General features: G+C 71.3%; 24 protein-coding genes. 9 read left to right on the top strand and 15 right to left on the bottom strand.

All coding sequences use genetic code 11. The features are described 5' to 3' along the window. Positions 1-109: 109 nt before the first annotated feature. The 11 genes from CA983_RS00350 to CA983_RS00300 all read right to left on the bottom strand — a co-directional run bounded on the left by CA983_RS00350 (position 110) and on the right by CA983_RS00300 (position 10,917). Positions 110-1,126 (bottom strand): asparaginase, encoded by a 1,017-nt coding sequence (locus CA983_RS00350; RefSeq protein WP_086598862.1) that lies wholly within the window; start codon positions 1,124-1,126, stop codon positions 110-112. A gap of 32 nt (positions 1,127-1,158) precedes the next feature. Then, positions 1,159-2,601, bottom strand: coding sequence for an amino acid permease (locus tag CA983_RS00345; RefSeq protein WP_086598826.1), 1,443 nt, complete (start codon positions 2,599-2,601; stop codon positions 1,159-1,161). Then, positions 2,598-3,275: a FadR/GntR family transcriptional regulator gene (locus tag CA983_RS00340; protein WP_086598825.1), complete on the bottom strand. Its 678-nt coding sequence runs from the start codon at positions 3,273-3,275 to the stop codon at positions 2,598-2,600. Before CA983_RS00340 ends, CA983_RS00345 begins: the two co-directional genes overlap by 4 nt. A 164-nt stretch (positions 3,276-3,439) precedes the next feature. After that, the gene (locus tag CA983_RS00335; RefSeq protein WP_086598824.1) at positions 3,440-4,276 is read right to left on the bottom strand and encodes an undecaprenyl-diphosphate phosphatase; all 837 of its coding nucleotides are present in this window, start codon (positions 4,274-4,276) and stop codon (positions 3,440-3,442) included. 73 nt (positions 4,277-4,349) lie between these two features. Next, complete coding sequence (gene crcB / locus CA983_RS00330; RefSeq protein WP_086598823.1) at positions 4,350-4,715, bottom strand: fluoride efflux transporter CrcB; 366 nt, start codon at positions 4,713-4,715, stop codon at positions 4,350-4,352. Further along, positions 4,712-5,128 carry a DUF190 domain-containing protein gene (locus tag CA983_RS00325; RefSeq protein ID WP_086598822.1) on the bottom strand — a complete coding sequence of 139 codons (417 nt, stop codon included), beginning with the start codon at positions 5,126-5,128 and terminating at the stop codon, positions 4,712-4,714. Before CA983_RS00325 ends, crcB (CA983_RS00330) begins: the two co-directional genes overlap by 4 nt. Next, entirely contained in the window at positions 5,125-5,586 is a 462-nt protein-coding gene (gene crcB / locus CA983_RS00320; protein WP_086598821.1) for a fluoride efflux transporter CrcB, read from the bottom strand. Before crcB (CA983_RS00320) ends, CA983_RS00325 begins: the two co-directional genes overlap by 4 nt. A 169-nt stretch (positions 5,587-5,755) precedes the next feature. Further along, the gene (locus CA983_RS00315) at positions 5,756-6,715 is read right to left on the bottom strand and encodes an SMP-30/gluconolactonase/LRE family protein (RefSeq protein ID WP_086598820.1); all 960 of its coding nucleotides are present in this window, start codon (positions 6,713-6,715) and stop codon (positions 5,756-5,758) included. A 65-nt stretch (positions 6,716-6,780) separates the two neighbouring features. Further along, positions 6,781-7,038 carry an ArsR/SmtB family transcription factor gene (locus tag CA983_RS00310; RefSeq protein WP_086598819.1) on the bottom strand — a complete coding sequence of 86 codons (258 nt, stop codon included), beginning with the start codon at positions 7,036-7,038 and terminating at the stop codon, positions 6,781-6,783. Between the two features lie 185 nt (positions 7,039-7,223). Continuing rightward, positions 7,224-8,783 carry a glycoside hydrolase family 53 protein gene (locus tag CA983_RS00305; RefSeq protein WP_086598818.1) on the bottom strand — a complete coding sequence of 520 codons (1,560 nt, stop codon included), beginning with the start codon at positions 8,781-8,783 and terminating at the stop codon, positions 7,224-7,226. 112 nt (positions 8,784-8,895) lie between these two features. Further along, positions 8,896-10,917, bottom strand: a complete 2,022-nt coding sequence (locus tag CA983_RS00300; RefSeq protein WP_086598817.1) for a beta-galactosidase — start codon at positions 10,915-10,917, stop codon at positions 8,896-8,898. Between the two features lie 185 nt (positions 10,918-11,102). On the opposite strand from CA983_RS00300, the gene CA983_RS00295 reads away from it, so the two are divergent. From CA983_RS00295 to CA983_RS00275, 5 genes are all read left to right on the top strand, one after another. Continuing rightward, a complete protein-coding gene (locus CA983_RS00295; RefSeq protein WP_086598816.1) occupies positions 11,103-12,422 on the top strand; it encodes an ABC transporter substrate-binding protein in 1,320 nt (439 codons plus the stop codon). Further along, positions 12,419-13,345 carry a carbohydrate ABC transporter permease gene (locus CA983_RS00290; RefSeq protein WP_086598815.1) on the top strand — a complete coding sequence of 309 codons (927 nt, stop codon included), beginning with the start codon at positions 12,419-12,421 and terminating at the stop codon, positions 13,343-13,345. Before CA983_RS00295 ends, CA983_RS00290 begins: the two co-directional genes overlap by 4 nt. Beyond that, entirely contained in the window at positions 13,342-14,244 is a 903-nt protein-coding gene (locus CA983_RS00285) for a carbohydrate ABC transporter permease (RefSeq protein WP_086598814.1), read from the top strand. Before CA983_RS00290 ends, CA983_RS00285 begins: the two co-directional genes overlap by 4 nt. Continuing rightward, on the top strand, positions 14,241-15,272 hold the full coding sequence (locus tag CA983_RS00280; RefSeq protein WP_086598813.1) for a LacI family DNA-binding transcriptional regulator: 1,032 nt from the start codon (positions 14,241-14,243) through the stop codon (positions 15,270-15,272). Before CA983_RS00285 ends, CA983_RS00280 begins: the two co-directional genes overlap by 4 nt. 74 nt (positions 15,273-15,346) lie before the next feature. Beyond that, positions 15,347-15,736 carry a MarR family winged helix-turn-helix transcriptional regulator gene (locus CA983_RS00275; RefSeq protein WP_086598812.1) on the top strand — a complete coding sequence of 130 codons (390 nt, stop codon included), beginning with the start codon at positions 15,347-15,349 and terminating at the stop codon, positions 15,734-15,736. 31 nt (positions 15,737-15,767) lie between these two features. Here CA983_RS00275 and CA983_RS00270 read toward each other — a convergent pair whose 3' ends face one another. The 4 genes from CA983_RS00270 to CA983_RS00255 form a co-directional block, all read right to left on the bottom strand. Further along, entirely contained in the window at positions 15,768-16,169 is a 402-nt protein-coding gene (locus tag CA983_RS00270; protein WP_086598811.1) for an SseB family protein, read from the bottom strand. Between the two features lie 220 nt (positions 16,170-16,389). Continuing rightward, positions 16,390-17,115 carry a Type 1 glutamine amidotransferase-like domain-containing protein gene (locus tag CA983_RS00265; protein WP_086598810.1) on the bottom strand — a complete coding sequence of 242 codons (726 nt, stop codon included), beginning with the start codon at positions 17,113-17,115 and terminating at the stop codon, positions 16,390-16,392. A 17-nt stretch (positions 17,116-17,132) separates the two neighbouring features. Continuing rightward, positions 17,133-17,798, bottom strand: a complete 666-nt coding sequence (locus CA983_RS00260) for a maltokinase N-terminal cap-like domain-containing protein (protein WP_086598809.1) — start codon at positions 17,796-17,798, stop codon at positions 17,133-17,135. Between the two features lie 18 nt (positions 17,799-17,816). Then, positions 17,817-18,770, bottom strand: coding sequence for an aminoglycoside phosphotransferase family protein (locus CA983_RS00255; RefSeq protein WP_086598808.1), 954 nt, complete (start codon positions 18,768-18,770; stop codon positions 17,817-17,819). A gap of 171 nt (positions 18,771-18,941) precedes the next feature. On the opposite strand from CA983_RS00255, the gene CA983_RS00250 reads away from it, so the two are divergent. The 4 genes from CA983_RS00250 to CA983_RS00235 all read left to right on the top strand — a co-directional run bounded on the left by CA983_RS00250 (position 18,942) and on the right by CA983_RS00235 (position 25,500). Further along, positions 18,942-20,135 carry an MFS transporter gene (locus CA983_RS00250; RefSeq protein WP_208636849.1) on the top strand — a complete coding sequence of 398 codons (1,194 nt, stop codon included), beginning with the start codon at positions 18,942-18,944 and terminating at the stop codon, positions 20,133-20,135. Positions 20,136-20,200: 65 nt separating this feature from the next. Beyond that, positions 20,201-21,967 carry a beta-galactosidase gene (locus tag CA983_RS00245; RefSeq protein ID WP_086598807.1) on the top strand — a complete coding sequence of 589 codons (1,767 nt, stop codon included), beginning with the start codon at positions 20,201-20,203 and terminating at the stop codon, positions 21,965-21,967. Then, positions 21,961-24,345: a beta-galactosidase gene (locus CA983_RS00240; RefSeq protein WP_086598806.1), complete on the top strand. Its 2,385-nt coding sequence runs from the start codon at positions 21,961-21,963 to the stop codon at positions 24,343-24,345. Before CA983_RS00245 ends, CA983_RS00240 begins: the two co-directional genes overlap by 7 nt. An 87-nt stretch (positions 24,346-24,432) precedes the next feature. Continuing rightward, positions 24,433-25,500, top strand: coding sequence for a LacI family DNA-binding transcriptional regulator (locus CA983_RS00235; RefSeq protein ID WP_086598805.1), 1,068 nt, complete (start codon positions 24,433-24,435; stop codon positions 25,498-25,500). Positions 25,501-25,517: the final 17 nt, after the last annotated feature.

Below are 25,517 nucleotides of genomic sequence, written 5' to 3'. Positions count from 1 at the left end.
GAGGGGGTGAGGGTGAATGCCCCAAGGGGCACGGGGAACTGCGCGATCAACCACAGACGGCCGTCAGCCCGGCGACAACCCGCAGTCCCCCCATCGGTTCGGCGCAGCGCTACGCGGAGGCCACAGACGGAACCGGATCCAGCGCACGCACCGGCCGCACACGCCCGACCTCCCGGCCGCCTCCGAGAAGCGGCTCGCCTGCGAACTCCGTGAGCAGCCCCGGATCGACGCCCGCCCGGGCCAACGCGGCGGCAGCCACCGGCACACGCGCCCGATTCGCACCATCGGCGATCTTCACCGCCACGGCCCGGCCATCCGGCAGCGCAGCGACCTGCACGCCCTCGAAGCCGTCCTTGGTCAGCAGCCCGGGCACGGCCCGCATCAGCGCGGCGACATCCCGGCCGGAGCCGGAAGCCATCTCCGCGTGCTCCCGCATCGCGTCGGCGACGCGGGCCTCGGGCGTGCCCGGCGCGGCCGTGGCGATCCGCGCGGCGGCCCGGGCGAGGCCGTGCAGGGAGAGGGAGAACAGGGGCGCGCCGCAGCCGTCGACGGTCACCCCGGCGATGCGCTGCCCGGTGAGGTCCTCGACGATCTCGGCGATGGCCTGCTGGAGCGGGTGGCCGGGGTCGAGATAGTCCTCCAGCGACCAGCCGTTGAGCATGCAGGTGTAGAGCATGGCCGCGTGCTTGCCGGAGCAGTTCTGCGCGAGCCGTGAGGGCAGCCGCCCCTCGCGCACCCAGGCGTCCCGGACGACCGGGTCGAACGGCAGGTCCGGGACGTTGCGCAGGTGGTCCTCGGTGAGCCCGGCGAGTTCGAGGATGCGCCGGGCACCGGCGAGGTGGCGTTCCTCGCCGGAGTGGCTGGCCGCGGTGAGGGAGAGGAGCTCGCCGTCGAGCGGGAGCCCGGCCCGGACCATGGCCACGGCCTGGACGGGCTTGAGCGCGGAGCGGGGGTAGAAGGCGGCCTCGATGTCTCCGATCTGGAGCTGGACCTCTCCCTCGGCGCCGAGGACGACGACGGAGCCGTAGTGGATGCCTTCGACGATTCCGCCGCGTATGAGGTGGGCGACGGGGGCGTGGACGGGTTCACGGACCAGGGGTGCGTCCGCGAGGGAACTGCTGTACATCACTGCCTGCTTCTCGTGGAGCGGCGCGTCTGTCACGCGTCGGCTCCGGTCGTGGACTTGCGGGCGACACGGCCCCGGACGGCGAACCATCCGGCGACCAGTGCCCCGACGATCAGCGGCAGGCACAGCACGGTGGTGCGTCCCGCGCCGCCGTCGGCGTACATGAGGACCAGGACGGAGGCGAGGAACGCCAGCGTCACGATCTCGGTCCAGGGGGAGCCCGGCAGCCGGTAGCCCGGGCGGGTCAGCTCGCCCTTCTCGGTCTTCTGCCAGAAGAGGAGGTGACAGATCATGATCATGCCCCAGGTGGCGAGGATACCGATCGCCGCGAAGTTCAGCACGATCTCGAACGCCTCGGCGGGCACGACGAAGTTGAGGCCGACGCCCAGGACGCAGATGGCGCTGGTGAGCAGGATGCCGCCGTACGGCACCTGACTGCGGCTCATCACGGAGGTGAACTTCGGCGCGGATCCGGCCATGGCCATGGAGCGCAGGATGCGGCCGGTGGAGTACAGGCCGGAGTTGAGGGAGGACATCGCGGCGGTCAGGACGACGAGGTTCATCACGCCGCCGGCCGCGGGGACACCGATGTTGGACAGCACCGTGACGAAGGGGCTCTCCCCCGACGTGTACTTGTTCCACGGCAGCAGCATCGACAGCAGGACGACCGAGCCGACGTAGAACACACCCACGCGCCACATGATCGAGTTGATCGCCTTCGGCATGATCTTCTCGGGGTTCTCGGTCTCACCGGCCGCGACGCCGACCAGCTCGACGGAGGCGTAGGCGAAGACGACGCCCTGGATGATCAGCAGCATGGGCAGCAGGCCGTGCGGGAAGACGCCGCCGCTGTCGCTGATCAGGGACGGGCCCGGGTGGTGGCCGTCGACGGGGTGCTGGGTGACCAGCAGGAAGATGCCTATGCACATGAAGACGACGAGCGCGCCGACCTTGATGATCGCGAACCAGAACTCCAGCTCGCCGAAGATCTTCACCGAGATCAGGTTCACGGTGAGCACGACCGCCAGCGCGATGAGCGCGATCACCCACTGCGGGATGTCGGAGAACATGCCCCAGTAGTGGGTGTAGGTGGCGACGGCGGTGATGTCGGCGATACCGGTGGTCGCCCAGTTCAGGAAGTACATCCAGCCGGCGGTGTAGGCGCCCTTCTCCCCCATGAACTCGCGGGCGTACGAGACGAAGGCGCCGGAGGAGGGCCGGTACAGCACGAGTTCGCCGAGGGCGCGCACGACGAGGAAGGCGAAGAGGCCGCAGACCGCGTAGGCGATGAAGAGGGAGGGGCCGGCGTCGGCGAGGCGGCCGCCGGCGCCGAGGAAGAGGCCGGTGCCGATGGCGCCGCCGATGGCGATCATGTTGACGTGCCGGGACTTCAGGGACTTGCTGTAGCCCGCGTCTCCTGCATCGACATGGCCGGAACGTTTCTGCACGCCTTCGTGCAGGGACTGCTCGCTCACGCCTCGGGTCCGCCTTCCGTGGGGGTCTCCGTGCGCGGGGAACGCACGATGTCGGTGAGGGTCGTCTCGACCCGGTCGAGGTGGTGGGCCATGGCCTCCACCGCGTCGTTCTCGGAACCGTCGATCAGCGCCTCGACGATCGCCCGGTGCTCGCGGTTGGACTGCTCGCGGCGGCCGCCCAGCTCGTTGAGGAAGGCGGACTGGCGGGCCAGCGCGTCCCGGATCTCCTCGATGACCCGGCGGAAGACCGGGTTCTGGGCCGCCTCGGCCACGGCGAGGTGGAACAGCGTGTCCATCGCCACCCAGGCGGTGGTGTCCGTCTCCTGTTCCATCCGGTCCAGGAGGTGGGCCAGATGGTCGAGGTTCTCCGGGGTGCGGCGCCGGGCCGCGTACCCGGCGACCGGGATCTCGACGTGGCGGCGCACCTCCAGCAGGTCGCTGGCCGAGTAGTCGCCGAAGGTGGGGTCCTCGACGGTGCTGGCGACGACGAAGGTGCCCTTGCCCGTCTTGGAGACGGTCAGGCCCATGGTCTGCAGCGCCCTGAGCGCCTCGCGCAGCACGGGCCGGGAGACCTCCAGGGTGCGGCACAGTTCCGCCTCGGAGGGGAGCTTGTCGCCGATCGCGTAGTCGCCGCGCTCGATGGCGTCGCGCAGATGCGCCAGCACCGCCTCCATGGCGCTGACGCGACGCACGGGCTGTCCGGCTGTCCGGCTGTCTGACAGGTTCACGGTGGTGATCCTGGGGGGCGCGGCAGGCACCTGTCAAGGGCCCGAAAGGAAGGGTTCAGGGAGCCGGAAGCGCGCGTTCACGCTTTGGGCCCCCTGGCCCCTGCCACCGGTCAGCTGTGCAGCGCACCCGCTCCGAGCAGGCCGAACAGCAGCACTCCCACGACGATCCGGTAGATCACGAAGGCGTTGAAGGAGTGCTTGGCGACGTACCTCAGCAGCCAGGCGATGGAGCCGTAGGCCACCACGAAGGACACGATCGTGCCGACGGCGAGCGGGGCCGCGCCCACGCCGGTGCCCAGGGCGTCCTTGAGTTCGTAGAGGCCGGCGCCGGTCAGGGCGGGGATGCCGAGGAAGAAGGAGAGCCGGGTGGCGGCGACGCGGTCCAGGTCGAGGATCAGCGCCGTGGACATGGTCGCGCCGGAGCGGGAGAAGCCGGGGAAGAGCAGGGCGAGGATCTGGGAGCTGCCGACGAGCATGGCGTCCTTGAACGAGGTGTCGTCCTCGCCGCGCTTGTGCCGGCCCATCTGGTCCGCTGCCCACATCACCCCGCTGCCGACGATCAGCGAGCCGGCCACCACCCACAGCGAGGCGAGCGGGCCCTCGATGAGCGGCTTGGCGGCGAGTCCGACGGCGACGATCGGGACGGTCGCGCAGATGACCCACCAGGCGAACTTGTAGTCGTGGTGGTGGCGCTCCTCGCGGTCGACCAGACCCCGTCCCCAGGCGGAGACGATCCGCACGATGTCCTTGAAGAAGTACACGAGCACCGCGGCGATCGCGCCGACCTGGATGACGGCCGAGAACCCGATCACGGCGTTGTCGTCGACGGGGATGCCCATGAGCCCTTCGGCGATCTTCAGATGGCCGGTGGAGGAGACGGGCAGGAACTCGGTCACCCCCTCGACGGCTCCGAGGACGACGGCCTGACCGACGCTGATGACGCTCATGGGATCCAGTTCTGTGCGGGGAGAGGCGGGACCGGTGGGGGCCAGTCCTACTACACCCGGGCGAGAGCCGGTCTCACCCTCCGGCGAGCGCGACCCCTGCGAACGCCGCCGCCAGTCCGGCAGCCAGGCCGGCCGTCACATTGAGGACGGCGTAGCCGCGGGCACCCGTCTCCACCAGCCGCAACGTCTCGTAGGAGAAGGTGGAGTACGTCGTCAGGGCCCCGCACAGGCCGGTGCCGAGCAGAAGCTGGAGGTGGGAACTCGCGGCACCGGCGGCCGCGGCTCCGGTGACCAGGCCGAGGATCAGGCAGCCGGTGACGTTCACCGCGAAGGTGCCCCAGGGGAAGACGGAGTCGTGCCGGGACTGCACCGCGCGGTCGGTGAGGTAGCGCAGCGGCGCGCCGACCATCGCGCCCCCGACGACCAGCAACCAGTTCACAACGACCTCTTACCCTTCGCGTCCGTTTCGCCCGGGATGTCATCCCGGCCGGTGGTGGGGGTGCCCCCGGTCGAGCGAAGCCGAGACTGGGGGAGGATGACCTCGCAGTCGTCGAGGGTCACCAGGCCCTCGGTGACGAGTTCGTCGAGCTGGGGCAGGAAGGCCCGGACCCGTGGCTCGGTGTCGACTATCACGACGGCGACCGGCAGGTCCTCGCTCAGGGACAGCAACCGCGAGGTGTGGATCAGCGAGGATGCGCCGAAGCCCTCGACGCCCCGGAAGACGCTGGCGCCCGCGAGGCCCGCCGCGTGCGCCCGGTGGACGATCTCCGAGTAGAGGGGCTTGTGGTGCCAGGTGTCGTTCTCGCCGACGAAGACGGTCAGGCGCAGGGCCCTGCCGGTCAGCCGCGTCATCGCTGCCTCCACTTCAGGGCACGGCGGGTCGACCAGGCCGCGAGCCACACCGCCGTGAGCGCCGCGAGCGGGGTCGCGGCGAGGTAGGTCAGACCGGTGCGGAGGTGGCCTCCGTCGGCCAGCTTCTGGATGTCGACGGCGTAGGTCGAGAAGGTCGTGAAACCCCCGAGGACGCCGGTGCCGAAGAAGGGGCGGACCAGACGGTGGGCGGCCCGGACCTCGGTGATGACCACCATGAACACGCCGATCACGGCACAGCCGGCGACGTTGACCCAGAAGGTCGTCCAGGGGAAGCCTCCCGGGTACGAGGGCCACCACAGGGACGCCGCGTACCGGGCCGCGGCCCCCGCTCCCCCGCCGAGCGCCACCACCGCGACGACCGGCGCCTGGGCACGCCAGGCGGGCGGGTGCGGGGAAGAGGGCTGGATGCGGAGGCTTTCCGCCTCGGGGGCCGTCATGGTCGTACGTCTCCTACTCGCCGGGGCCCGGGGTCGTGCGGGCGCGTGCCGTCGCAAGTAGGGACCGTTGGCGGCGTCCGTGCCGCGGTTCGGGTACGGCGGGCCCCACCGCCGCGCCGCGAGTGGTGTCGCGGCCGGGGTTCAGGTTAACCCCGGTGGCGAACCGGCGTCACGTCGGGGCGGGCGGCTCGCAGACCGCCACGCCCGGCTCCCAGAGGCTGCCCAGGACCAGGTGCCCGTCCGCTTCGCAGACGCTGGTGACCATCCGGTAGCCGGAGTGGCGGCGGGCCAGGTGGTGGACGACGCGGCCTTCGTCGTCGAAGGCCAGGACGGCGATCGTGCCGGTGGGGCGGAAGGGGGCGCGTACGGCCACGCGGGCGGCGGCGCGGCGGACCGCGGGCGTGCTGCGGTGGAGCAGGTCGAGGGCGGGGACACGGGGTCCGGCCAGCGCGACCCAGATCGGTCCGTCCGGGGTGCCGCGCCAGAGGTTGTCGGGCATGCCCGGGAGGTTCTCGGCGAAGGGCTCGCTGCGGCCGGCCCCGGGTCCGGTGAGCCGGTAGCGGGTGAGCCGGCGGGCGCCGGTCTCGGCGACGACGAGGAAGGACTCGTCGGCTCCGGCGGCGAGCCCGTTGGCGAACTGGAGGCCGTCCAGCACCACCTCGGGGCTGTCCGCGCCGGGGGCGAGGCGCAGCAGCCGTCCCGTTCCGGTGTGTTCGACGATGTCGCCGATCCAGTGGCCCAGGGGGTGGCGGCGGCTGGAGACGGTGAAGTACATGCTGCCGTCGGAGAGGGACACGACGTTACTGGCGAACCGCAGCCGCTCCCCCGCCACCGCGTCGGCGAGGATGCGGACCGTGCCGTCGCCGGTGTCGACGCGCAGCAGTCCGCGTTCGGCGTCGCACACCAGCAGGTCGCCGTCCGGGAGGAGTTCGAGCCCGAGCGGCCTGCCGCCGGTTTCGGCGATCACCTCGGTACGGGTCGTCACCGGGTCCGCTATGCCCTCCAGGCGCAGGATGCGGCCGTCCGCCAGGCCGGTCAGCACCCGGCCGCGCGGATCGGCGACCACGTCCTCGGGGCCGTGGCCCACCGCGAGGTAGTGGCGTGGGACGAGTGCCGTGGGGCGGTTCATCGCGCGTGTCCTTCACCTCGAGGGGATCCCGCTGCACCGGGTCGTACTGGGGTGTACTGGGTGGCCTACCAGCCCTTCTCGAACATTCGGGCGACCTCGGCGATGCGCATCTCGTCGCGGTGGTAGTGCACGCGGCCCTCGGACCGGCTGGTGCGCAGCATGCCGGTGGCCTGGAGCAGCCGGAGGTGGGTGACGGCGACCGGGTGGGGCATCGAGAACCTCTCCGCGACGGCGTCCGCGGTGACGCCGGCCGCGGCGGGGCCGGGTTCCTTCAGCCAGGCCAGGATGCGCAGGCGCGTCTCGTCCGTGGGAGTCCTCAGCATGTCGTACCCCTGCCTCGCGGCTCTCGTCCTCTTACCGCCTCTTCCCACTGTTGCGCAGCTGAACTCCCCGCGTCCGGGACTCGGCATCGTTGACCGATACCGAACTGCCTTATGTCACAAGTGAGTTCGGAAACGGGTGAGGGCCCGGCCGCGTGCGTGCGGCCGGGCCCCCTCCCCTCGTGCGGTCAGCGGTGGCGGAACCAGGACATCGACGAGAGAGCCCGGTCGTCGTAGCCGAACAGCGCCTGGTTCTCCCAGGCGTTGCCGGAGGACGGGTCGGTGGGGTCCCAGCCGTTGCCGTTCACCGCGGTCCAGGTCGCCTCCCAGTAGAAGATGCCGAGGCCACGGCCGTTCGGGACGGCCTCCACGATGCTCGCCACGTCGTTCATCCACCGGGTCTGGCCGGCCACGCTCGCCGGATAGCCGGAGACCAGCTCGGCACTGGTGTCGATGATGTTCTCGTGGGAGTCATCGCTGTCGAGGCGGAACGGGTAGGCGGTCTCGGCGACGAAGACCGGCTTGCCGTAGCGGGAGGCCGCGTCGTCGAGGGTCGTCTGGAAGTCGGCCAGCGTGCCGTGCCAGTAGCCGTAGTACGACAGGCCGATCGCGTCGAACTTCACGCCGTTGGAACGCGCGCTGTCGAACCACCAGCGGGTGCCGGCGAGGTCACCGCCCTTGGCGAGGTGCAGGGCGACGGTGGTGGACGAGTTGACCGCCTTGACCGCGTCGTAGCCGGAGTTGAGCAGACCGGCCAGCTGGGACCAGTTGGACGTCGATCCCTCGTTCCACAGCATGCCGCCGTTGATCTCGTTGCCGACCTGGACCATGTCGGCGGTGGTGCCCTGCGCCTTCAAGGCGTTCAACACGTCGTACGTGTGGTTGTACACGTCCGTCTTGAGTTGACTGTACGAGTGTCCGGCCCAGGCGGCGGGCTTGTCCTGGCGGCCCGGGTCGGCCCAGAAGTCCGAATAGTGGAAGTCGACCAGCAGCTTCATGCCCTGCGCCTTGACGCGCTTGGCCAGGGCCAGGACGTGCGCCTTGTTGTTGTAGCCATCGGCCGGGTTCACCCAGACCTTGACGCGTGCGTAGTTCATGCCGGACGACTTGAGGATCGCCAGGGCGTCGCCGGACGTGCCGGAGCTGTTCCGGTAGACGCCGCCCTTGGCCTCGCTCTTGGGCAGGGACGAGATGTCGGCACCCTTGATCGACGTACCGGACGTGCCCGACGTGAAGGTCAGGTCGTCGACATTGATCCAGTTGTCGGCGTTCGCGTCACTGTTGACACTGATCGTGCATTGGTTGTTGGTCACATTGACCGGCACGACGATCCGGATCCACCCACTGGCCGAGACCGGCAGGTCGGTGCGCTGCTCGGCGCCCCCGCAGTTCTTCAGCGCTATGTACGCGGACTTCTGCCCGCCGCCGGAGCGCACCCAGGCAGTGAGCTTGTAGGCGCCGTTGGTGAGACCGGACAGGTACTGGTACGTCTCCACCTTGTAGGCGGCGGAGGCCCAGTGGCTGAGGCGGTAGCTGCCGCCGTGGCCGCCGGCCTCCACGAACGAGGCGCCGGTCGAGCCGTACTCGGACCACCCGCTGGGGGCGGCCGCGCCCGCACCGTCGGCCTCGAAGCCGCCGTTGGTGAGGGTGCTCGCGGCGTGTGCGCTCGTGGCGGGCAGGGCCGTGAGGGCGAGCCCCGCCGCGAGTGGGAGCAGCAGGGTTCTGAGTGTGCGTCTGGGATGGAACATCGTCGTCCGTCGTCCCTTCGACGTGGAGGTTGGGGGTGCCCCTCACCAGGAGGCGGGTGAGGGGCCCCTCCGCCCGCGGCTCGTGCGGCTCGCACGGGCGGAGGGAGTCGTTTCAGCCGTCGAGCCGGACGACCCGGACGGCTCCGGCCGGGACCGCCAGCCGGCCCGCGGCGCGTTCACCGGTCAGCAGTTCGGTGCCGTCGGCTTCCAGCGGCACCTTGGCGTCCGAGCCGGTGTGGTTGACGGCGAACAGGTACGTGCCCGACTCGCCGGTGCGGCGCACCACTTCGACGTCCCGGGGCAGGTCGGCGCGCGGGGCGAGCCGCGCGTCCTCGGCCGCCCAGCCGAGCAGCGCGTCGAGGCCGTCGGCGCCGAGCCGGGTGGAGACGTACCAGGCGGTGCCCTCGCCCAGGCGGTTCCGGGTGACGGCGGGCCGCCCGGCGGTCAGCCCGTCGGCGTACGTCAGGACGGTCTCGGCGCCGCGCGGCACCACGAACTCCGTCCACACGTCGGCGCCCAGCTCGGATCCGTCGGGGCCGGTGACGCTCACCCGTTCACCGGGCAGCAGCGGTGAGAGCTCCTCGACGGTGAGGCCGAGGACGTCCCGCAGCGGGCCCGGGTAGGCGCCCTCGTGGACGGCGTCGTGCTCGTCGACGATGCCGGAGAAGTACGAGACGACCAGCGTGCCGCCGTTCTCGACGTAGGCCTTCAGGTTGCGCCCGGCTGCCTCCGTCATCAGGTACAGGGCCGGTACGACGACAAGGGGATACCTCGACAAGTCGGCTTCCGGATGGGCGAAGTCGACGGTGAGATGGCGGTCGTAGAGGGTTTCGTAGAAGGCGTCGGCGCGTTCGCGGGCGTCGTGGTCGACGCTGGGGCGCCAGTCGAGGTTCTGCGCCCACCAGGAGTGCCAGTCCCACAGCACGGCCACGTCGGCCTCGGTGCGGGTGCCGCGGATCTCGCTCAACGCGTCAACGGCGGCGCCGAGTTCGACGACTTCGCGCCACACGCGGGTGTCGGTGCCGCCGTGCGGGACCATCGCCGAGTGGAACTTCTCGGCGCCGCGCCGGGACTGGCGCCACTGGAAGAACATGGCGCCGTCGGAGCCGCGCGCCACGTGCGTGAGGGAGTTGCGGGCCATCTGGCCGGGGGCCTTGGCCGGGTTGCGGGGCTGCCAGTTGACGCCCGAGGTGGAGTGTTCCAGCAGCAGCCAGGGGGCGCCGCCCGCGACGGAGCGGGTGAGGTCGGCGGCCATCGCCAGGTTGACGTGGGTGCGGCGGCCGTCGGTGATCAGGTAGTGGTCGTTGGTGACGATGTCGACCTCGCGGCCCCAGGCCCAGTAGTCGACGGAGTCGCACTGGCTCAGCGCGGTCATGAAGTTGGTGGTGACCGGGACGCCCGGCGAGAGGCGGTGCAGGATGTCCCGCTCCGTCACGAAGTTCTCGCGCATGGTGGCGTCGGCGAACCGCTTGTAGTCCAGCGCCTGGCCCGGGTTGACGGCCGCGGGGGTGAGCCGGGGCGGGTTGATCTGGTCGAGGTCCGCGTAGCGCTGGCCCCAGAAGGCCGTGCCCCAGGCCTCGTTGACCGCGTCGACCGTGCCGTACGTCGTCGCCAGCCAGCGGCGGAAGTGTGCGGCGCAGGAGTCGCAGTAGCAGGCCGAGACGGGGACGCCGTACTCGTTGTGCACGTGCCACATCGCCAGGGCCGGGTGGTCGCCGTAGCGCTCGGCGAGCTTCGTGGTGATGGCCGCGGCGGCCGCACGGTAGTCCGCGTTGCTGTGGCAGATCGCGGCACGGGAGCCGAACTCGTAGCGCACGCCCTCGGCGGTCACGGGCAGCGCCTCGGGGTGGGCCCGGTAGAACCAGGCGGGCGGGACGACGGTGGGGGTGCCGAGGTCGACGCGGACACCGTTGTCGTGCAGCAGGTCCAGGAGCCGGTCGAGCCAGCCGAAGTCGTGACGGCCGGGTGAGGGCTCCAGCAGCGCCCAGGAGAAGATCCCGACGCTCACCATGGTGACGCCGGCCTCCCGCATCAGCCGGACGTCCTCCTGCCAGACGCTCTCCGGCCACTGCTCGGGGTTGTAGTCCCCACCGAAGGCGAGCCTGGTGAGGCCCCTGGGGGTGGTCTCCGGCATGGATGGTCTCCCGGTCGGTCGATCAAAATGGGAACGTGCACACACAGCGGCGCAGTGCGGAGCCCAACATAACCGCACAGCAACAACCATTGACAAGTGTCCGGGATGTTTCTCTACTGTGAACGCTCACAGAAGCATGGCAGGTTCTCGCAGCAGGCGAGGACCCCAGGTCAGGGGAGAGATCCATGCCGTACACGAAGCGCCGCCGCCTCGTGACATCCGCCGTCGCCATAGCGCTCGGCGCCACCGCCCTCGCCGCCTGCGGCTCGGATTCCGGGGACAGCGAGACCGAGTCGGGGCCGGTCTCGCTGACGTACTGGACCTGGACGCCCGGCATGGACAAGGTCGTGGACCTGTGGAACAAGGGGCCGGGCAAGAAGGACCAGATCACCGTCACGGTGAAGAAGCAGGCGTCCGGCGACACCCTCGTCACCAAGATCCTCACCGCGCACAAGGCGGGCAAGGCGCCCGACCTGGTGCAGGCGGAGTACCAGGCGCTGCCCACGCTCGTCAGCAACGACGCCCTGGCGGACATCTCGAAGAACGTGGGCGAGGCGAAGGACAGGTTCGCCGACGGCGTCTGGCAGCAGACGACGCTCGGCACGGACGCGGTCTACGCGGTCCCCCAGGACATCGGGCCGATGATGTTCTACTACCGCGAGGACCTGTTCAAGGAGTACGGCCTGACGGTGCCGACGACCTGGGACGAGTTCGCGAAGACCGCGCGCGAGCTGAAGAAGGCCGCCCCCGACAAGGACCTCACGACCTTCTCCGCCAACGACTCCGGCCTCTTCGCGGGCCTCGCCCAGCAGGCGGGCGCCAAGTGGTGGACGACCTCCGGCGACCAGTGGAAGGTCGCCATCAACGACGCGGCGACGCAGAAGGTCGCCAAGTTCTGGGGCGGCCTGGTCAAGGAAGGCGCCATCGACAACCAGCCGATGTACACCCCGGCCTGGAACAAGGCGCTCAACACCGGAAAGCAGATCGCCTGGGTCAGCGCCGTGTGGGCCCCGGGCACGCTGACCACGGCGGCCCCCGACACCAAGGGCAAGTGGGCCATGGCCCCGCTCCCCCAGTGGTCCGCGAGCGAGAACCGCACCGGCAGCTGGGGCGGCTCCTCCACCGCCGTCACCACGGACTCCGAGCACCAGGAGGCCGCCGCCAAGTTCGCCGCCTGGCTGAACACCGACAGCGACGCCCTCAACGCGCTGGCCAAGGAGAGCGGCATCTACCCGGCCGCCAAGAACGCCCAGACCAGCGGCGCCTTCCTCAAGCCGCCGGCCTACTTCTCCCACCAGGCCGACTTCTACTCCAAGGCCGCCGACATCGCGGAGACCACCGCGCCGTCCGCCTGGGGCCCCAACGTGAACGTCGCCTACACCACGTTCAAGGACGCCTTCGGCGCTGCCGCGAAGAACAAGTCGGACTTCGGCGCCGCGCTCGACAAGATGCAGGACGACACCGTGGCCGACATGAAGAAGCAGGGCTTCGAGGTCGCGGAGTGAAAAGCACGGCACGCCGGCAGTCGTACGGGGTCAAGGGGGCCCCGTACGGCTTCCTCCTCCCCGCGACGATCCTGTTCGCACTGTTCTTCGCACTGCCCATCGGCTACGCGCTCTGGCTCAGCTTCCGCAAGGTGAAGGTCTCCGGCCTCGGCCTCGGCTCCGGCGCCCGCAAGGAGGTCTGGGCCGGCCTGGAGAACTACACCGACGCTCTCACCGACAGCGAGCTGGTGAACGGGGCGCTGCGCGTGCTGGGCTACGGCTGCATCGTCGTCCCGGTCATGCTCGGCCTCGCCCTGCTGTTCGCGCTGATGCTGGACTCCGAGAAGGTGCGGCTGGCCCCCTTCACCCGGCTCGCGATCTTCCTGCCGTACGCCATCCCCGGTGTGGTGGCGGCGCTGCTGTGGGGCTTCCTGTACCTGCCGGACGTCAGCCCCTTCTACTTCGTGCTCGACAAGCTGGGGCTGCCGCAGCCGGACCTGCTGGACGGCGGGCCGCTGTATCTGGCCCTGTCGAACATCGCGGTCTGGGGCGGCACCGGCTTCAACATGATCGTCATCTACACCTCGCTCCAGGCGATCCCGGCGGAGGTGCACGAGGCGGCGAAGCTGGACGGCGCCACCCCGCTGCAGATCGCGCTGCGGATCAAGATCCCGATGGTGGCGCCCTCGCTGGTGCTGACCTTCTTCTTCTCGATCATCGCGACGATCCAGGTGTTCAACGAGCCGACCACCCTCAAGCCGCTCACCAACTCCGTGTCCACGACGTGGAGTCCGCTGATGAAGGTGTACCGGGACGCGTTCGGCGAGGGTGACATCTACGGCGCCGCGGCGCAGGCCGTGATCATCGCGTTCGCCACCCTCCTGCTGTCCTTCGGCTTCCTGCGAGCCGCGAACCGTCGTCAGAAGCAGGAGGCAGCTCGATGAGTTCCCTTACCGTTTCCCAGCCCGTGGCGGGCACCGCGCCCGGTACCGCCCAGGGCCGCCCGCCGCTGCGCCGCCGGATCGCCCTGATCCCGACGGCCACGCTGCTCCTGGGCGCGATCTACTGCCTGCTGCCGGTGGCCTGGGTGGTCATCGCCGCCACCAAGTCCGGCCGTGAGCTGTTCTCCACGTTCACGTTCCTGCCCGGCACGGGCTTCGCCGACAACTTCCGGGACCTGAGCGCCTACCGCGACGGCGTCTACTGGTCGTGGATGGGCAACTCCGCCCTGTACGCCGGTCTGGGCGCCCTGTTGTCGACGTGCGTGTCCGCGATCAGCGGCTACGCGCTGGCGATCTACCGCTTCCGGGGCCGCGAGACGATCTTCAACGTGCTGCTGGCGGGCGTGCTGATGCCGCCGGTGATCCTCGCCATCCCGCAGTACCTGCTGCTGGCGAAGGCCGACCTCACGGACTCCTACCTGTCCGTGCTGCTGCCGCAGATCCTGTCGCCGTACGGCGTCTACCTCGCGCGGATCTACGCCGCCGCCGCGGTGCCCGCCGACGTGGTCGAGGCCGGCCGGATGGACGGGGCGAGCGAGTGGCGGATCTTCACGCGGATCGCGCTGCCGATGATGATCCCCGGCATGGTGACGGTGTTCCTGTTCCAGTTCGTGGCGATCTGGAACAACTTCCTGCTGCCGTACATCATGCTCAGCGACGACGAGAAGTTCCCGATCACCCTCGGCCTGTTCACGTTGCTGGAGCAGGGCGCCAACACTCCGGCGCTGTACACGCTGGTGATCACGGGCGCGTTCCTCGCGGTGCTCCCGCTGGTCGCGCTGTTCCTGGTCATCCAGCGGTTCTGGAGTCTGGATCTGCTCTCCGGAGCCGTAAAGTCATGACCATGAACGCTGCGGGGGGCAGGCGCAGGCCGCCCACGATCCACGACGTGGCGCGCGAGGCGGGGGTCTCGCGCGGCACCGTCTCGCGTGTGCTCAACGGCGGCCACTACGTCAGCCCCGCCGCCCAGGAGGCGGTGAACGCGGCCATCCGCAGGACGGGTTACGTCGTCAACCGGCACGCCCGCTCCCTGATCACCGGGCGGTCAGACTCGATCGGCTTCCTGCTCACCGAGCCGCAGGAGCGGTTCTTCGAGGACCCCAACTTCAACGTCCTGCTGCGCGGCTGCACCCAGGCGCTCGCCGCGCACGACATCCCGCTGCTGCTGATGCTGGCGGGCACCGAGGACGAACGGCGGCGCATCGCGCGGTACATCACCGCCGGGCACGTCGACGGGGTGCTGCTGGTCTCCAGCCACTCCGCGGATCCCGTCGCCGAGGAACTGCGCGAGGCGGGGGTACCCCTCGTCCAGTGCGGCAAGCCCATGGGGCGCGGCTCCAAGGTGAGTTACGTGGCTGCGGACGACCGGGACGGCGCCCGCGACATGGTGCGCCACCTGCTGTCGCTGGGCCGCCGCCGCATCGGGATCGTGACCGGTCCGCTGGACTCCCCCGGCGGTGTCGACCGCCTCGCCGGCTACAAGGAGATCCTCACCGAGGCCGGCCTCGCGATCGACGAGAGGCTCATCGTCTCCGGCGACTACAGCCGGGCCAGCGGCGAGGCGGGCGCCGAGCGGCTGCTCGCCCGGGCGCCCGACATGGACGCGGTGTTCGTCGCTTCCGACCTGATGGCTCAGGGCGTCCTGACGGCGCTGGAGCGGGCGGGGCGGCGCGTGCCGCAGGACGTCGCGGTCGGCGGCTTCGACGACTCCTCCGCCGCGCTCGCCGCCCGGCCCCAGCTCACCACCATCCGGCAGCCCTACGACCGCATCAGCGCCGAGATGGTACGGGTGCTGCTCGCGCAGATCGGGGGCGAGGATCCGGCGGCGGTGATCCTGCCGACGGAACTGGTCAAACGGGAGTCGACGTAAGCTCCCGCTCCCCGGCGAGGGACGCGTACTTCATGCACAGTCATGGAACACCGCACCGGTGTTACCGTTCACATATGGCGTCGAAAACGGCTGGTGCGCGGCTTGAGGAACGGTGGCGGGACATCCTGTCGGCGCACGCGCGCACGATGTGCGAGATCGACCGCGTGCTGCATCCGCACGGCCTCGGCGCGTCCGACTTCGAAGTCCTGGACATCCTTGCGACCGCGGCGCCCGAGGAGGGCGAGCAGTGCCGGGTGCAGAACCTGGCCGGGCGCGTTCATCTGAGCCAGAGCGCGCTGTCCCGGCTCATCGCCCGGCTGGAGAAGGACGGGCTGGTGACGCGTTCGGTGTGCATGGAGGACCGGCGCGGCGTGTGGGTGGCCCTGACTTCCAAGGGCCGTGACCTGCACGCGGAGGTACTGCCGGTGCAGCGGGCCGCGCTGGCCCGGACGCTGGGCGCGTAAGCCGCCCGGGCCCGGGCCCGGCCCACTCGGCTTACGGACGTGCGAGCAGGGTGCGTACTCCCTCCGAGGTGAGCGTCAGGCGGTGCTCCGAGCTGCCGTCTATGGTGAGCGACAGGTCGTCGGCCGGCCACTGGGCGGCCAGGGCGCCGAGCGGCACCAGGCGGTAACGGGAGACGAACGGCAGCAGCCCGGCCATCTCCACCTCGGAGGTGAACACGGGCACCACCGGCTCGCCGCCCGGCTGCTCCAGCACCGGCAGTGCCACCGCCGAGGGGTTGGCGGCGTCGGCGTCGTTCGCGTCGTCGGGCACGGGGATGAGCACGTCGCTGTTGGCGAGCGCGTCCAGAGCCGCCGCGTCCTCGGTGTTGTCGGCGAGGACGTCCAGAGCCCGCTGGGCGGGCGTGGGCGTGGGGTCGTTTGCGGGTGTCTCCATGGCAGATTCCCTGGTAGCGGCGGTCGTGCGGCCCACCCGGGACAAGATCCGGCCCGGGCGCGGTCCTGCTCGCGTACCCGATCGTGCCCGAGGCAATCCTGTTGATTCCGAGGTTCAGGGGATCAGCGGGATGCGGCCGTGGGGCAGTCCGAGCCGGGCGCAGCCGACCCGCCGGGCCGGCGAGGACGTCCCAGGCCATGCGGCCGGCGTGCAGGAACGCCTACGGGGAAGCCCCGAGCAACCGACACGGCAGTGCACGCTCGCTCACGCCACCGCCCCCGACCGGTTCCACCCGGTACACCCCGGCTCCCGGCGCCCGGGTGACGGCTTCCGTCGGCACACCGGCCGTGAAGAGCACTCCGGCCCCGTCCTCCACCGCCCAGCCCGACGGCAGCTGTCCCGCTGCCACGGCCGCGCGGTAGGAGGGTCGACGACCGGGTTCGCTGTCGTAGTGCGGGCAGACGGAGCCGGGAAGCAGCCCCAGGCCGTCGGAGAGGTACGTCAACGGCCCGAAGGAATCGGTGTGCGAGCCCTCGGCCCAGCAGTTGGCGCCGGCACTGATGCCGCACAGCAGCGTGCCGTGGTCGTAGGCCTCCCTCAGCAGCCGGTCCACGCCGTGGGTTCGCCATACCGCGAGGAGGTTGGCCGTGTTGCCACCGCCCACATAGACGACGTCCTGGGCGAGCAGCAAGGAGCGCAGCGCGTCGTCGTCCAGCTCTCGGCGGAACAGGTGCAGGACGGAGGGTTCGCAGGCGGGGCGGCTCCGGAACGCCGTACGGAACTGTTCGATGTAGGCCGGCGCGTCCCCGCTGGCCGTGGGCACGAAGCACGCCTTGGGGCGGGAAGCGCGTGCCCGGGACAGTACCCAGTCGTCCAGGAGGCCGTCGTCGTCGGTGGAGAAGCCGCCGCCGAGGAGGGCGAGGCGCTGCGGGGGTTCGACGGCCATGGCGGTGCCTTCCTGACTCAGAGGTTGTGCCCGGGGCCGTTGTGCAAGACGGCGAACACTCCGCGAGCGCGAGTGCCGTCCGGGAGCTGCCAGGAGCCGGTGACCTGGCCGGTCGCTCCCCGGGAGGGCGGAAACGGGTCGTCCGGGGCAGGTCGCAGGACCCTGTGCAAGCGGAGGGTCGTGCCGTGCGGGGCGGTCAGCCGAGTGCCGTCCTGGTCGTCGGTGGTGACGAAGTCCGTGGGGATGGGGCCTTCGCCCGTGTAGGACGCGGCGACCTCCCGGTCGTGGGCATCGCTGATGTTCTGATCCTGCGCCTGCGCCCGCCCCTCGATCAAGGCCGCCAACTGGGCGAGCAGCACGGGGTCGTGACAGCCGTCGTAGGCCCAGCGCCGCCCGAGCACGCCGTGCTCCATGGTGCCCACCAGGGCATGCTCCGCCCCGTCGAGCGGGGCGCCGCGATAGGTGAGCGGCACCAGGTAGGTCGTCGGGTCAGGGCCGGAGGCGTCGGTGACGACGATGAACTCGATCCCGACCTCGCCCTGCGGGTCGTCCAGCCGGAACCCGCCGGCCTTGGCGAGCCTCGGTTCGGCCGCGCCACCGCGGTACCACGGGCGGGAGGGCAGCCAGGAGGTGAGCAGTTCCAGCTTGGTCGGTTGGAGCGAGGTGGAGTGGATGACGGCCATGTCGAATGTTTCCTTCCGTTACGCCGGCCCGAATACACGGTTGCGACGCAACTGCCCGGCACACCACCGGAAGTGTCCGTCGCTGTCGTCCAGGCCGAACAGGTCGTAGGTGGTGAGGGCGTAGGCGGCTTGATAGGCGGTGAGGGCGGCGGGTGAATAGCCGAGCTCCTGCGCGAAGAGCCGGGTGAGTTCCGCGGTGTGCTCCTGGGCGTGCGGGCCGTACATGTCGCAGACGGCGGCGGTGACGGCCGCCTCGAAGGCCGGGTCGCCCGCGGTCGTGTAGAAGCCGAAGTCGAGTACGGCGACGGGTCGGCCGGCCGTGTCGACGTGGATGTTGGGCGGCACGAGATCGCCGTGGATCGCGGTGACCGGGGCGTCGGGCAGCGACCGCAGCGCGTTCAGCGCGCGCTCGACCCCGGCGTCGAAGTCGGGCACCCGCGCAGCGAGGGCGGCGCCGTGCCGGGCCGCGGCCCGGGCGACCAGGGCCGCGAGCGCGTCCTGAAAGCGGTCGTGGCCCTGCCAGAGGGGCCGGTCGTCGCCCTGGACGGTCAGCCGGCGCATCGCGTCCGTGCCCGGCACCGAGGCCAGACCGCGCAGGACGGCGAGCAGCGTGTTCTTGTGCCGGACGGGCAGTTCGCGCTCGTACTCCTCATGGGCCGAGTCGCCCCGCAGCGGGACACCGGGCAGCTCACGCTCGTACGTCACCACGATGCCCTGGTGCTCTTGGACGTCGAGGATCTCGGGGGTGGCGAAGGGCAGGCGGTGTGCCGCGATGTCCGCGTAGACCTGGCGGGTGAGCTCGGTCGGCGGTCTGCCGGTCCACACCTTGGCGACCCGGCCGGCGCCCAGCCCGTAGACGACACCCTCGACGCCGGCGCCGATACGGCGGGCCTCCGGGTGTCCGCGTTCGGCGAAGTATCCGGCCCAGGGGTCGGCGGCGGGACGCGTTTCGTCGCTCCTGGAGGTCTCCACGCGCGCATTAGATCAGCCGTCGCACCAGCTTGACCACGCGATTACAGGAGTGGTCACAGCAGCGGGGAACTTGCGCGGAGCTTCTCATTCGCGCCGCCAAAGGGTGTCGACCGACCGGATGTTACCGGTAACATCACCATTCCCTGCCGTCGGCCGTACCCCGGAGTCCGCGTGACCGACCAGCCCGCCGCACAGCGCGCAACCACCCTCTCCCCCGCTCCGTCCACCCCGGTCTTCAGCCGGTCCGCCGCGGTCGCCTCCTGCGTGGGCTTCGTGCTCATGGGTGCGTTGCAGGCCCTGTACGGGCCCGCGATCCCCGGCTTCCGTGCGGAGTTCGGGCTCTCGCCGTCCGCCGCCGGGCTGGGGCTCAGTGCCCACTTCGTCGGTGGCGTGGCCGGCGTCCTGTTGTTCGACCGGCTCTACGGGCGGGTCGGCAACCGGCACCTCCTCGGCAGTTCCTACCTGCTGATGGCGGTCGGCGCGGCGGGTTTCGCGCTGGCCCCCGGCTGGCCCACCGCCCTGGCTGCGGCCCTGCTCGCCGGGCTCGGTTTCGGCGGCATCGACTACGGGCTCAACCAACTCTTCGCCGTGGGCTTCGGCCACCGTTCGACCGCGATGCTGAACATCCTCCACGCCCACTTCGGCATCGGCGCGATCCTCAGCCCCGCCCTGATCGGCGTGGTCGGCTCCGAGCACTACCCGGCCGTCTTTCTCGGATTCGCCCTGGCCAACCTGCCGTTGCTGCTGTGTCTGAGGGGCGTACGGAACGACGCGCCCGTTCCTACCGGTGGCGAGACGAGCGGTGGGGCGGTCCTCCGGCGGAGCCTCGCCTCGGTGCTCGCCGTCTTCGTGGCGCTCTACGTCCTGCACGTCGGCATCGAGGCCGGTGTCGGCGGCTGGGAGCCCACGCATCTGGAGACCGTCGGCTACGGCGCGGGCGTCGCCGCCACCGCCACCTCCGTGTACTGGCTGATGATGACCGTGGGCCGCTTCCTGGTCGCGCCGCTCGCGCTGCGCTTCTCCGCCCAGGCGATCATCACCGTGTCCTGCGCGGGCATGACGGTGTGTCTGCTCGCCGCGTCCGTGCCCGCGCTGGCGCCGTACGCGTACGCCGGTGTCGGTCTGTTCATCGCGCCGATCTTCCCCACCGGGCTGCCCTGGCTGAACCGGGCCGCCCCGCGGGCTCGCAGAGCCGGTGCCCTCGTCATCGCCGCGTCCATGGTCGGCGGTGTCGTGGCGGGTCCGGCGCTGGGCAAGGCCATCGAGTGGTCGGATGTCCGCGCGGTGCCCCTGCTGCTGTGCGGTGTCTCGGCGCTGTGCCTGGCCGCGACGCTCTGGCTGATCCGCGTCACCCGCTCCCACTGAAACACCCCATCGACTCCCACCGATTCCCGCCGACTTCCGCCCGCATACCGAAGGGAAGCCTCCGCATGCCCGCCCTGACGACGACGTCCGACGGATTCCTGCTGCACGGCGAGCCGTTCCGGATCATCTCCGGTGCGCTGCACTACTTCCGTGTCCACCCCGGCCTGTGGTCCGACCGGCTGCGCAAGGCGCGGCTGATGGGTCTCAACACGGTGGAGACGTACATCCCGTGGAACCACCACCAGCCCGATCCCGACGGGCCCCTCGTGCTCGACGGCTTCCTCGACCTGCCCCGGTTCCTCCGACTCGCCCAGGACGAGGGGCTGCACGTGCTGCTGCGTCCCGGTCCGTTCATCTGTGCCGAGTGGGACGGCGGCGGCCTGCCCGACTGGCTGACGTCGGACCCGGACATCCGGCTGCGGTCCAGCGATCCGCGTTTCACCGGGGCCGTCGACCGCTACCTCGACCTGCTGCTGCCCGCGCTCCGGCCGCACCTGGCCGGGGCGGGCGGTCCGGTCATCGCCGTGCAGGTGGAGAACGAGTACGGGGCCTACGGCGACGACAGCGCGTATCTGAAGCACCTGGCCGACGCGTTCCGCTCCCGGGGCGTCGAGGAGCTGCTGTTCACCTGCGACCAGGCCGACCCCGAGCACCTGGCCGCCGGGAGCCTGCCGGGCGTGCTGACCGCCGGCACCTTCGGCAGCCGCGTCGAGCAGAACCTCGGGCGGCTGCGCGAGCACCGGAGCGAAGGCCCGCTGTTCTGCGCGGAGTTCTGGATCGGTTGGTTCGACCACTGGGGCGGGCCGCACCACGTACGGGACGCGGCCGACGCCGCCGCCGATCTGGACCGGCTGCTGTCCGCCGGGGCGTCCGTCAACATCTACATGTTCCACGGCGGCACCAACTTCGGCTTCACCAACGGCGCCAACCACAAGCACGCCTACGAACCCACCGTCACGTCGTACGACTACGACGCCGCGCTCACCGAGTACGGTGACCCGGGCCCGAAGTACCACGCCTTCCGCGAGGTCATCGCCCGCCATGTCGGTGTCCCCGACGAGCCCGCCCCGGCTCCCGGGCCCAAACTGCCGCCGGTCGGGGTCGAGTTGGACGGCCGTGCCCCCCTGCTTTCCCTCGCCGGCGCGCTCGCCGCTCCCGTCCGCACCGACGACCCGGTGACGATGGGCGAGCTCGGGCAGCACACCGGCTACGCGCTCTACCGCACCGTCCTTCCCGCGTCCGGTGACGGCCTGCTGCACTTCGCCGGCGGCGTCGGCGACCGGGCCCAGGTCTTCGTCGACGGCGCACCCGTCGGTGTCCTGGAGCGCGAGCGCCACGACGAGACGCTGCCGGTGCGCGTCCCGCACGCGGGAGCCAGGCTGGAGGTGCTCGTCGAGAACATGGGCGGCGTCAACTACGGGCCCCGCATCGGCGCCCCGAAGGGCCTGCTCGGGCCCGTCTCCGTCAACGGCACCGTCCTGCGCGGCTGGGACTGCCACGCGCTGCCGCTGGACGACCTGGACGCGGTGCCGTTCACCCCGGGCGACGGGGCGGCGGTCACCGTGCCCGCCTTCCACCGCGGCACTTTCGAGGTGGACACGCCCGCCGACGCCTTTCTCTCCCTGCCCGGCTGGACGAAGGGGCAGGCCTGGGTCAACGGCTTCCCTCTGGGCCGCTACTGGAACCGCGGCCCACAGCACACGCTGTACATCCCCGCGCCGGTGCTGCGGCCGGGCGGCAACGAGCTGGTCCTGCTGGAACTGCACGGCACGACCGTCACGAGCGCCCAGCTCACCGACACGCCCGACCTCGGCCCGGAGAACACGTGGTGACCCCGCACCGGCTGCGCGTTCCCAAGTCCTCCGCTCCCCCGCTGACCGGCCACCTGCCCTTCGCGGACGCGCCGGGCGTACCCGACCCGATCGGGGTCACGAGCCGCTGGCTCACCCGTGGCGGCCGCCCCTGGTTCCCGGTTTCCGGCGAGTTCCACTACTCCCGCTACCCGGCCTGGGAGTGGGAGGAGGAGCTGCTGAAGATGAAGGCGGGCGGGGTGACCACCATTGCGTCCTACGTGATCTGGATCCACCACGAGGAGATCGAGGGACGGATCCGCTTCGACGGCGACCGCGACCTGCGTCGCTTCGCCGAGCTGTGCGCCCGCCACGGCCTGGACTTCGTCCCGCGCATCGGCCCGTGGTGCCACGCCGAGGTGCGCAACGGCGGCCTGCCCGACTGGCTGCTCGCCCGCGACTGCACACCGCGCACCGACGATCCGGCCTATCTGGAGCCCGTGCGCACCTGGTTCACGGAAATCGCCGGTCAGTTGCGCGGCCTCGACCGGGCGCACGGCGGCCCGATCGTCGCGATCCAGATCGAGAACGAGCTCTACGACCAGCCGGGCCATCTGCGCACCCTGAAGCGCCTGGCCCAGGAGGCCGGACTGAGCGCGCCGCTGTGGACGTCGACCGCCTGGGGCGGGGTCCAGCTCCCGGGCGAGGAACTGCTTCCGCTGTACGGCGGCTATCCGGAGGCGTTCTGGACGGAGGCGGACGGCGGCTGGCCCGACACCTGCCGCAAGCACTTCTTCTTCACCCACGAGCGCGACGACGAGGGCATCGGCGCCGACCTGCGGCCCACGACCGTGCGCGGCGCCGACCCGTTACCGGCGGACCGATTCCCCTGGGCCACCTGCGAGTTGGGCGGCGGCATGGCGGTGGCCTACCACCGGCGCCCCCGGGTCGAGGCCGCCGACGTGGGCGCACTCGGGCTCACCAAGATCGGCTGCGGTTCGGTCTGGCAGGGCTACTACATGTTCCACGGCGGCACGAACCCGCCCGGCGAGCTGACGTCCCTTCAGGAATCACACGCCACCGGCTACCCCAACGACCTGCCCGTCCTGACCTACGACTTCCAGGCCCCGCTCGGCGAGTACGGCCAGGTGCGGCCCTCGTACCACGAACTGCGTCTCCAGCACCTGCTGCTGGCCGACTTCGGGCACCGGATCGCGCCCATGGAGTCCGTGCTGCCCGAGCGGCTGCCGGCCGGACAGCACGACCGGGACACGCTGCGCTGGGCCGTCCGCACCGACGGCACCTCGGGCTTCCTGTTCGTGACCAACCACCAGCCGCACGAGCCGCTGCCCGACCACCCTGACACGGCCTTCACGGTCGACTTCCCGGACGCACCGCCGCTGACGCTGCCGAGCGCTCCCGTCACCGTGCCCTCCGGCGCCTTCTTCTGCTGGCCCCTGCGGCTGGACGTGGCCGCGCTGCGGCTGGAGTGGGCGACCGCGCAGCCGGTGTGCACCGTCGAGGCGGGCGGACGTACGGTCCTGGTGTTGGCCGCGACCGACGGCATCGCACCCGAACTCGCCTTGGACGCGGACACGGTGGCGTCCGTCGCGACACCGTCCGGGGAGGTCACGCCGATCGCCGGCCGGATCCTGGTCAGCGGAGTGCGGCCCGGCACCGACGCCCTGGTCGAGGTGGACACCGCCGACGGTTCACGCGTCGGGCTGCTGGTCCTGGACGCGGCCACGGCCCGTACCGTCTACCGGGGTGACGCGTGGGGAGCCGAGCGGCTGGTGCTGTGCGGGGACGGTGTCGTCTTCGACGGTGACGAGGTGCGGCTGCGCAGTGCGGCCGCCGAGCCGTCGTTCGCGGTGCTGCCCGCGCCGGATTCCGTCCCCGGGGTGGCGGAGGCACAGCTGCGGGTGGCTGCGGACGGCGTGTTCACCCGCTACACGATCGAGGCCGCGCCCCTCGCGGACACCGCGGTGCCCGTCACCCTGGTCAGGCCCGCCGGTCCGGCGCCCGAGCCGGTGACCGGCGTGCAGGGGCGGGCGAGCGTGCCGGCGGACAAGTACGTGGAGACGGTGGCCGCCGAGTACCACGTCGACGTACCGGAGGACCTGCTTCGGGCGCCCGCCGGTGTCCTGCTGCGGCTGCGCTGGACGGGAGACCTGGCCCGGGCCTACGTGGGGGACGTCCTGGTCGCCGACCAGTTCTACTCGGGCCGGGTCTGGGACATCGGCCTGGACCGGCTGCCGGTGGAGGAGGTGCGGGCGCGGGGCCTGCGGCTGAGGGTGCTGCCGCTGGCCGCGGACGCTCCAGTGCATGTGCCGGGGCAGGCGGGTGACGACTGGCGGGCGGCCGGGGTGCGGCACGCCGAGTGGGTGGTCACGCGCTCGTGGGCGGTGCGGGCCGGCTGAGAACCCCGCGGGCCCCGCCCGGCCTATGCTGTGCTCCTGCCGGGCGGGGTCAGGACCGCCGTAACCGACGCCGAGGAATCACCCGTCATGACACCGAGCGCCACCGACAGCCCTGTCCCCAAGGGCCGCAGCAGGCGCAACTTCGCGGGGGCGCGGCCGGTGATGGCCGACGTGGCCCGGCTGGCGGGCGTCTCCAAGCAGACCGTCTCCCGGGTGCTCAACGACCATCCGGCCGTCCGGCCCGAGACGCGCGAGGCGGTCCTGGACGCCATGCGCACGCTCGGCTACCGGCCCAGCCGCAGCGCGCGGTCGCTGGCCAGCGGTCGGACGCGGATGCTGGGGGTCATCTCCTTCGACGCCGCCCGGTACGGGCCCGCCTCCATCCTGACGGCCATCAACACCGCGGCGCAGGAGGCCGGTTACCTGGTGAGCTCCATCGCGCTCGACACGGCCGACCGCGACACCGTCGTGGAGGCCGTGAACCGGCTGTCGGCCGAGGGCGCGGACGGCGTCATCGCGATCGCCCCGCAGCAGTGGGTGGGCCGGGCCCTGGCGGAGACCGACGTGGGGACTCCCCTGGTGGTGCTGGAGAGCGCCCTCGACGACAGCACGCCCCTGGTCACCGGCGACTCCCGCACCGGCGCCCGCAAGGCCACCGAGCACCTCCTCGGCCTCGGGCACGCCACGGTCTGGCACATCGCGGGCCCCGCGGGCTGGACCTCCGCCGACCACCGCCTGGCGAGCTGGCAGTCGACGCTCCAGGCGGCCGGTGCGGACATCCCGGCCCCGCTCGCCGGGGACTGGAGCGCCGACTCCGGCTACGACCTGGGCCGCCGGCTGGCCCGGCGGCCGGAGGTGACGGCGGTGTTCGCCTCGAACGACCAGATGGCCCTGGGCCTGCTGCACGCCCTGCACGAGTCCGGGCGGGCCGTCCCCGGGGACGTCAGCGTCGTCGGCTACGACGACATCCCCGAGGCCGCGCATCTCCTGCCGCCGCTGACCACCGTCCGCACCGACTTCGCCGAGATCGGCACCCGTTCCCTGCGGCTCCTCCTGGACCGCATCGACGGCCCCGGAGCACCGCCCCGAGTCGACACGCTCGTCCCCGTGGACCTGGTCGTGCGTGCCAGCAGCGGCCCGCCGCGGGGACGCTGACGGACGGCCGCCCACAG

The sequence above is a fragment of the Streptomyces swartbergensis genome (assembly GCF_002148965.1).
In the GTDB taxonomy this organism is placed as follows: Bacteria; Actinomycetota; Actinomycetes; order Streptomycetales; family Streptomycetaceae; genus Streptomyces; species Streptomyces swartbergensis.
This window is presented reverse-complemented; position numbering and strand designations above follow the sequence as displayed.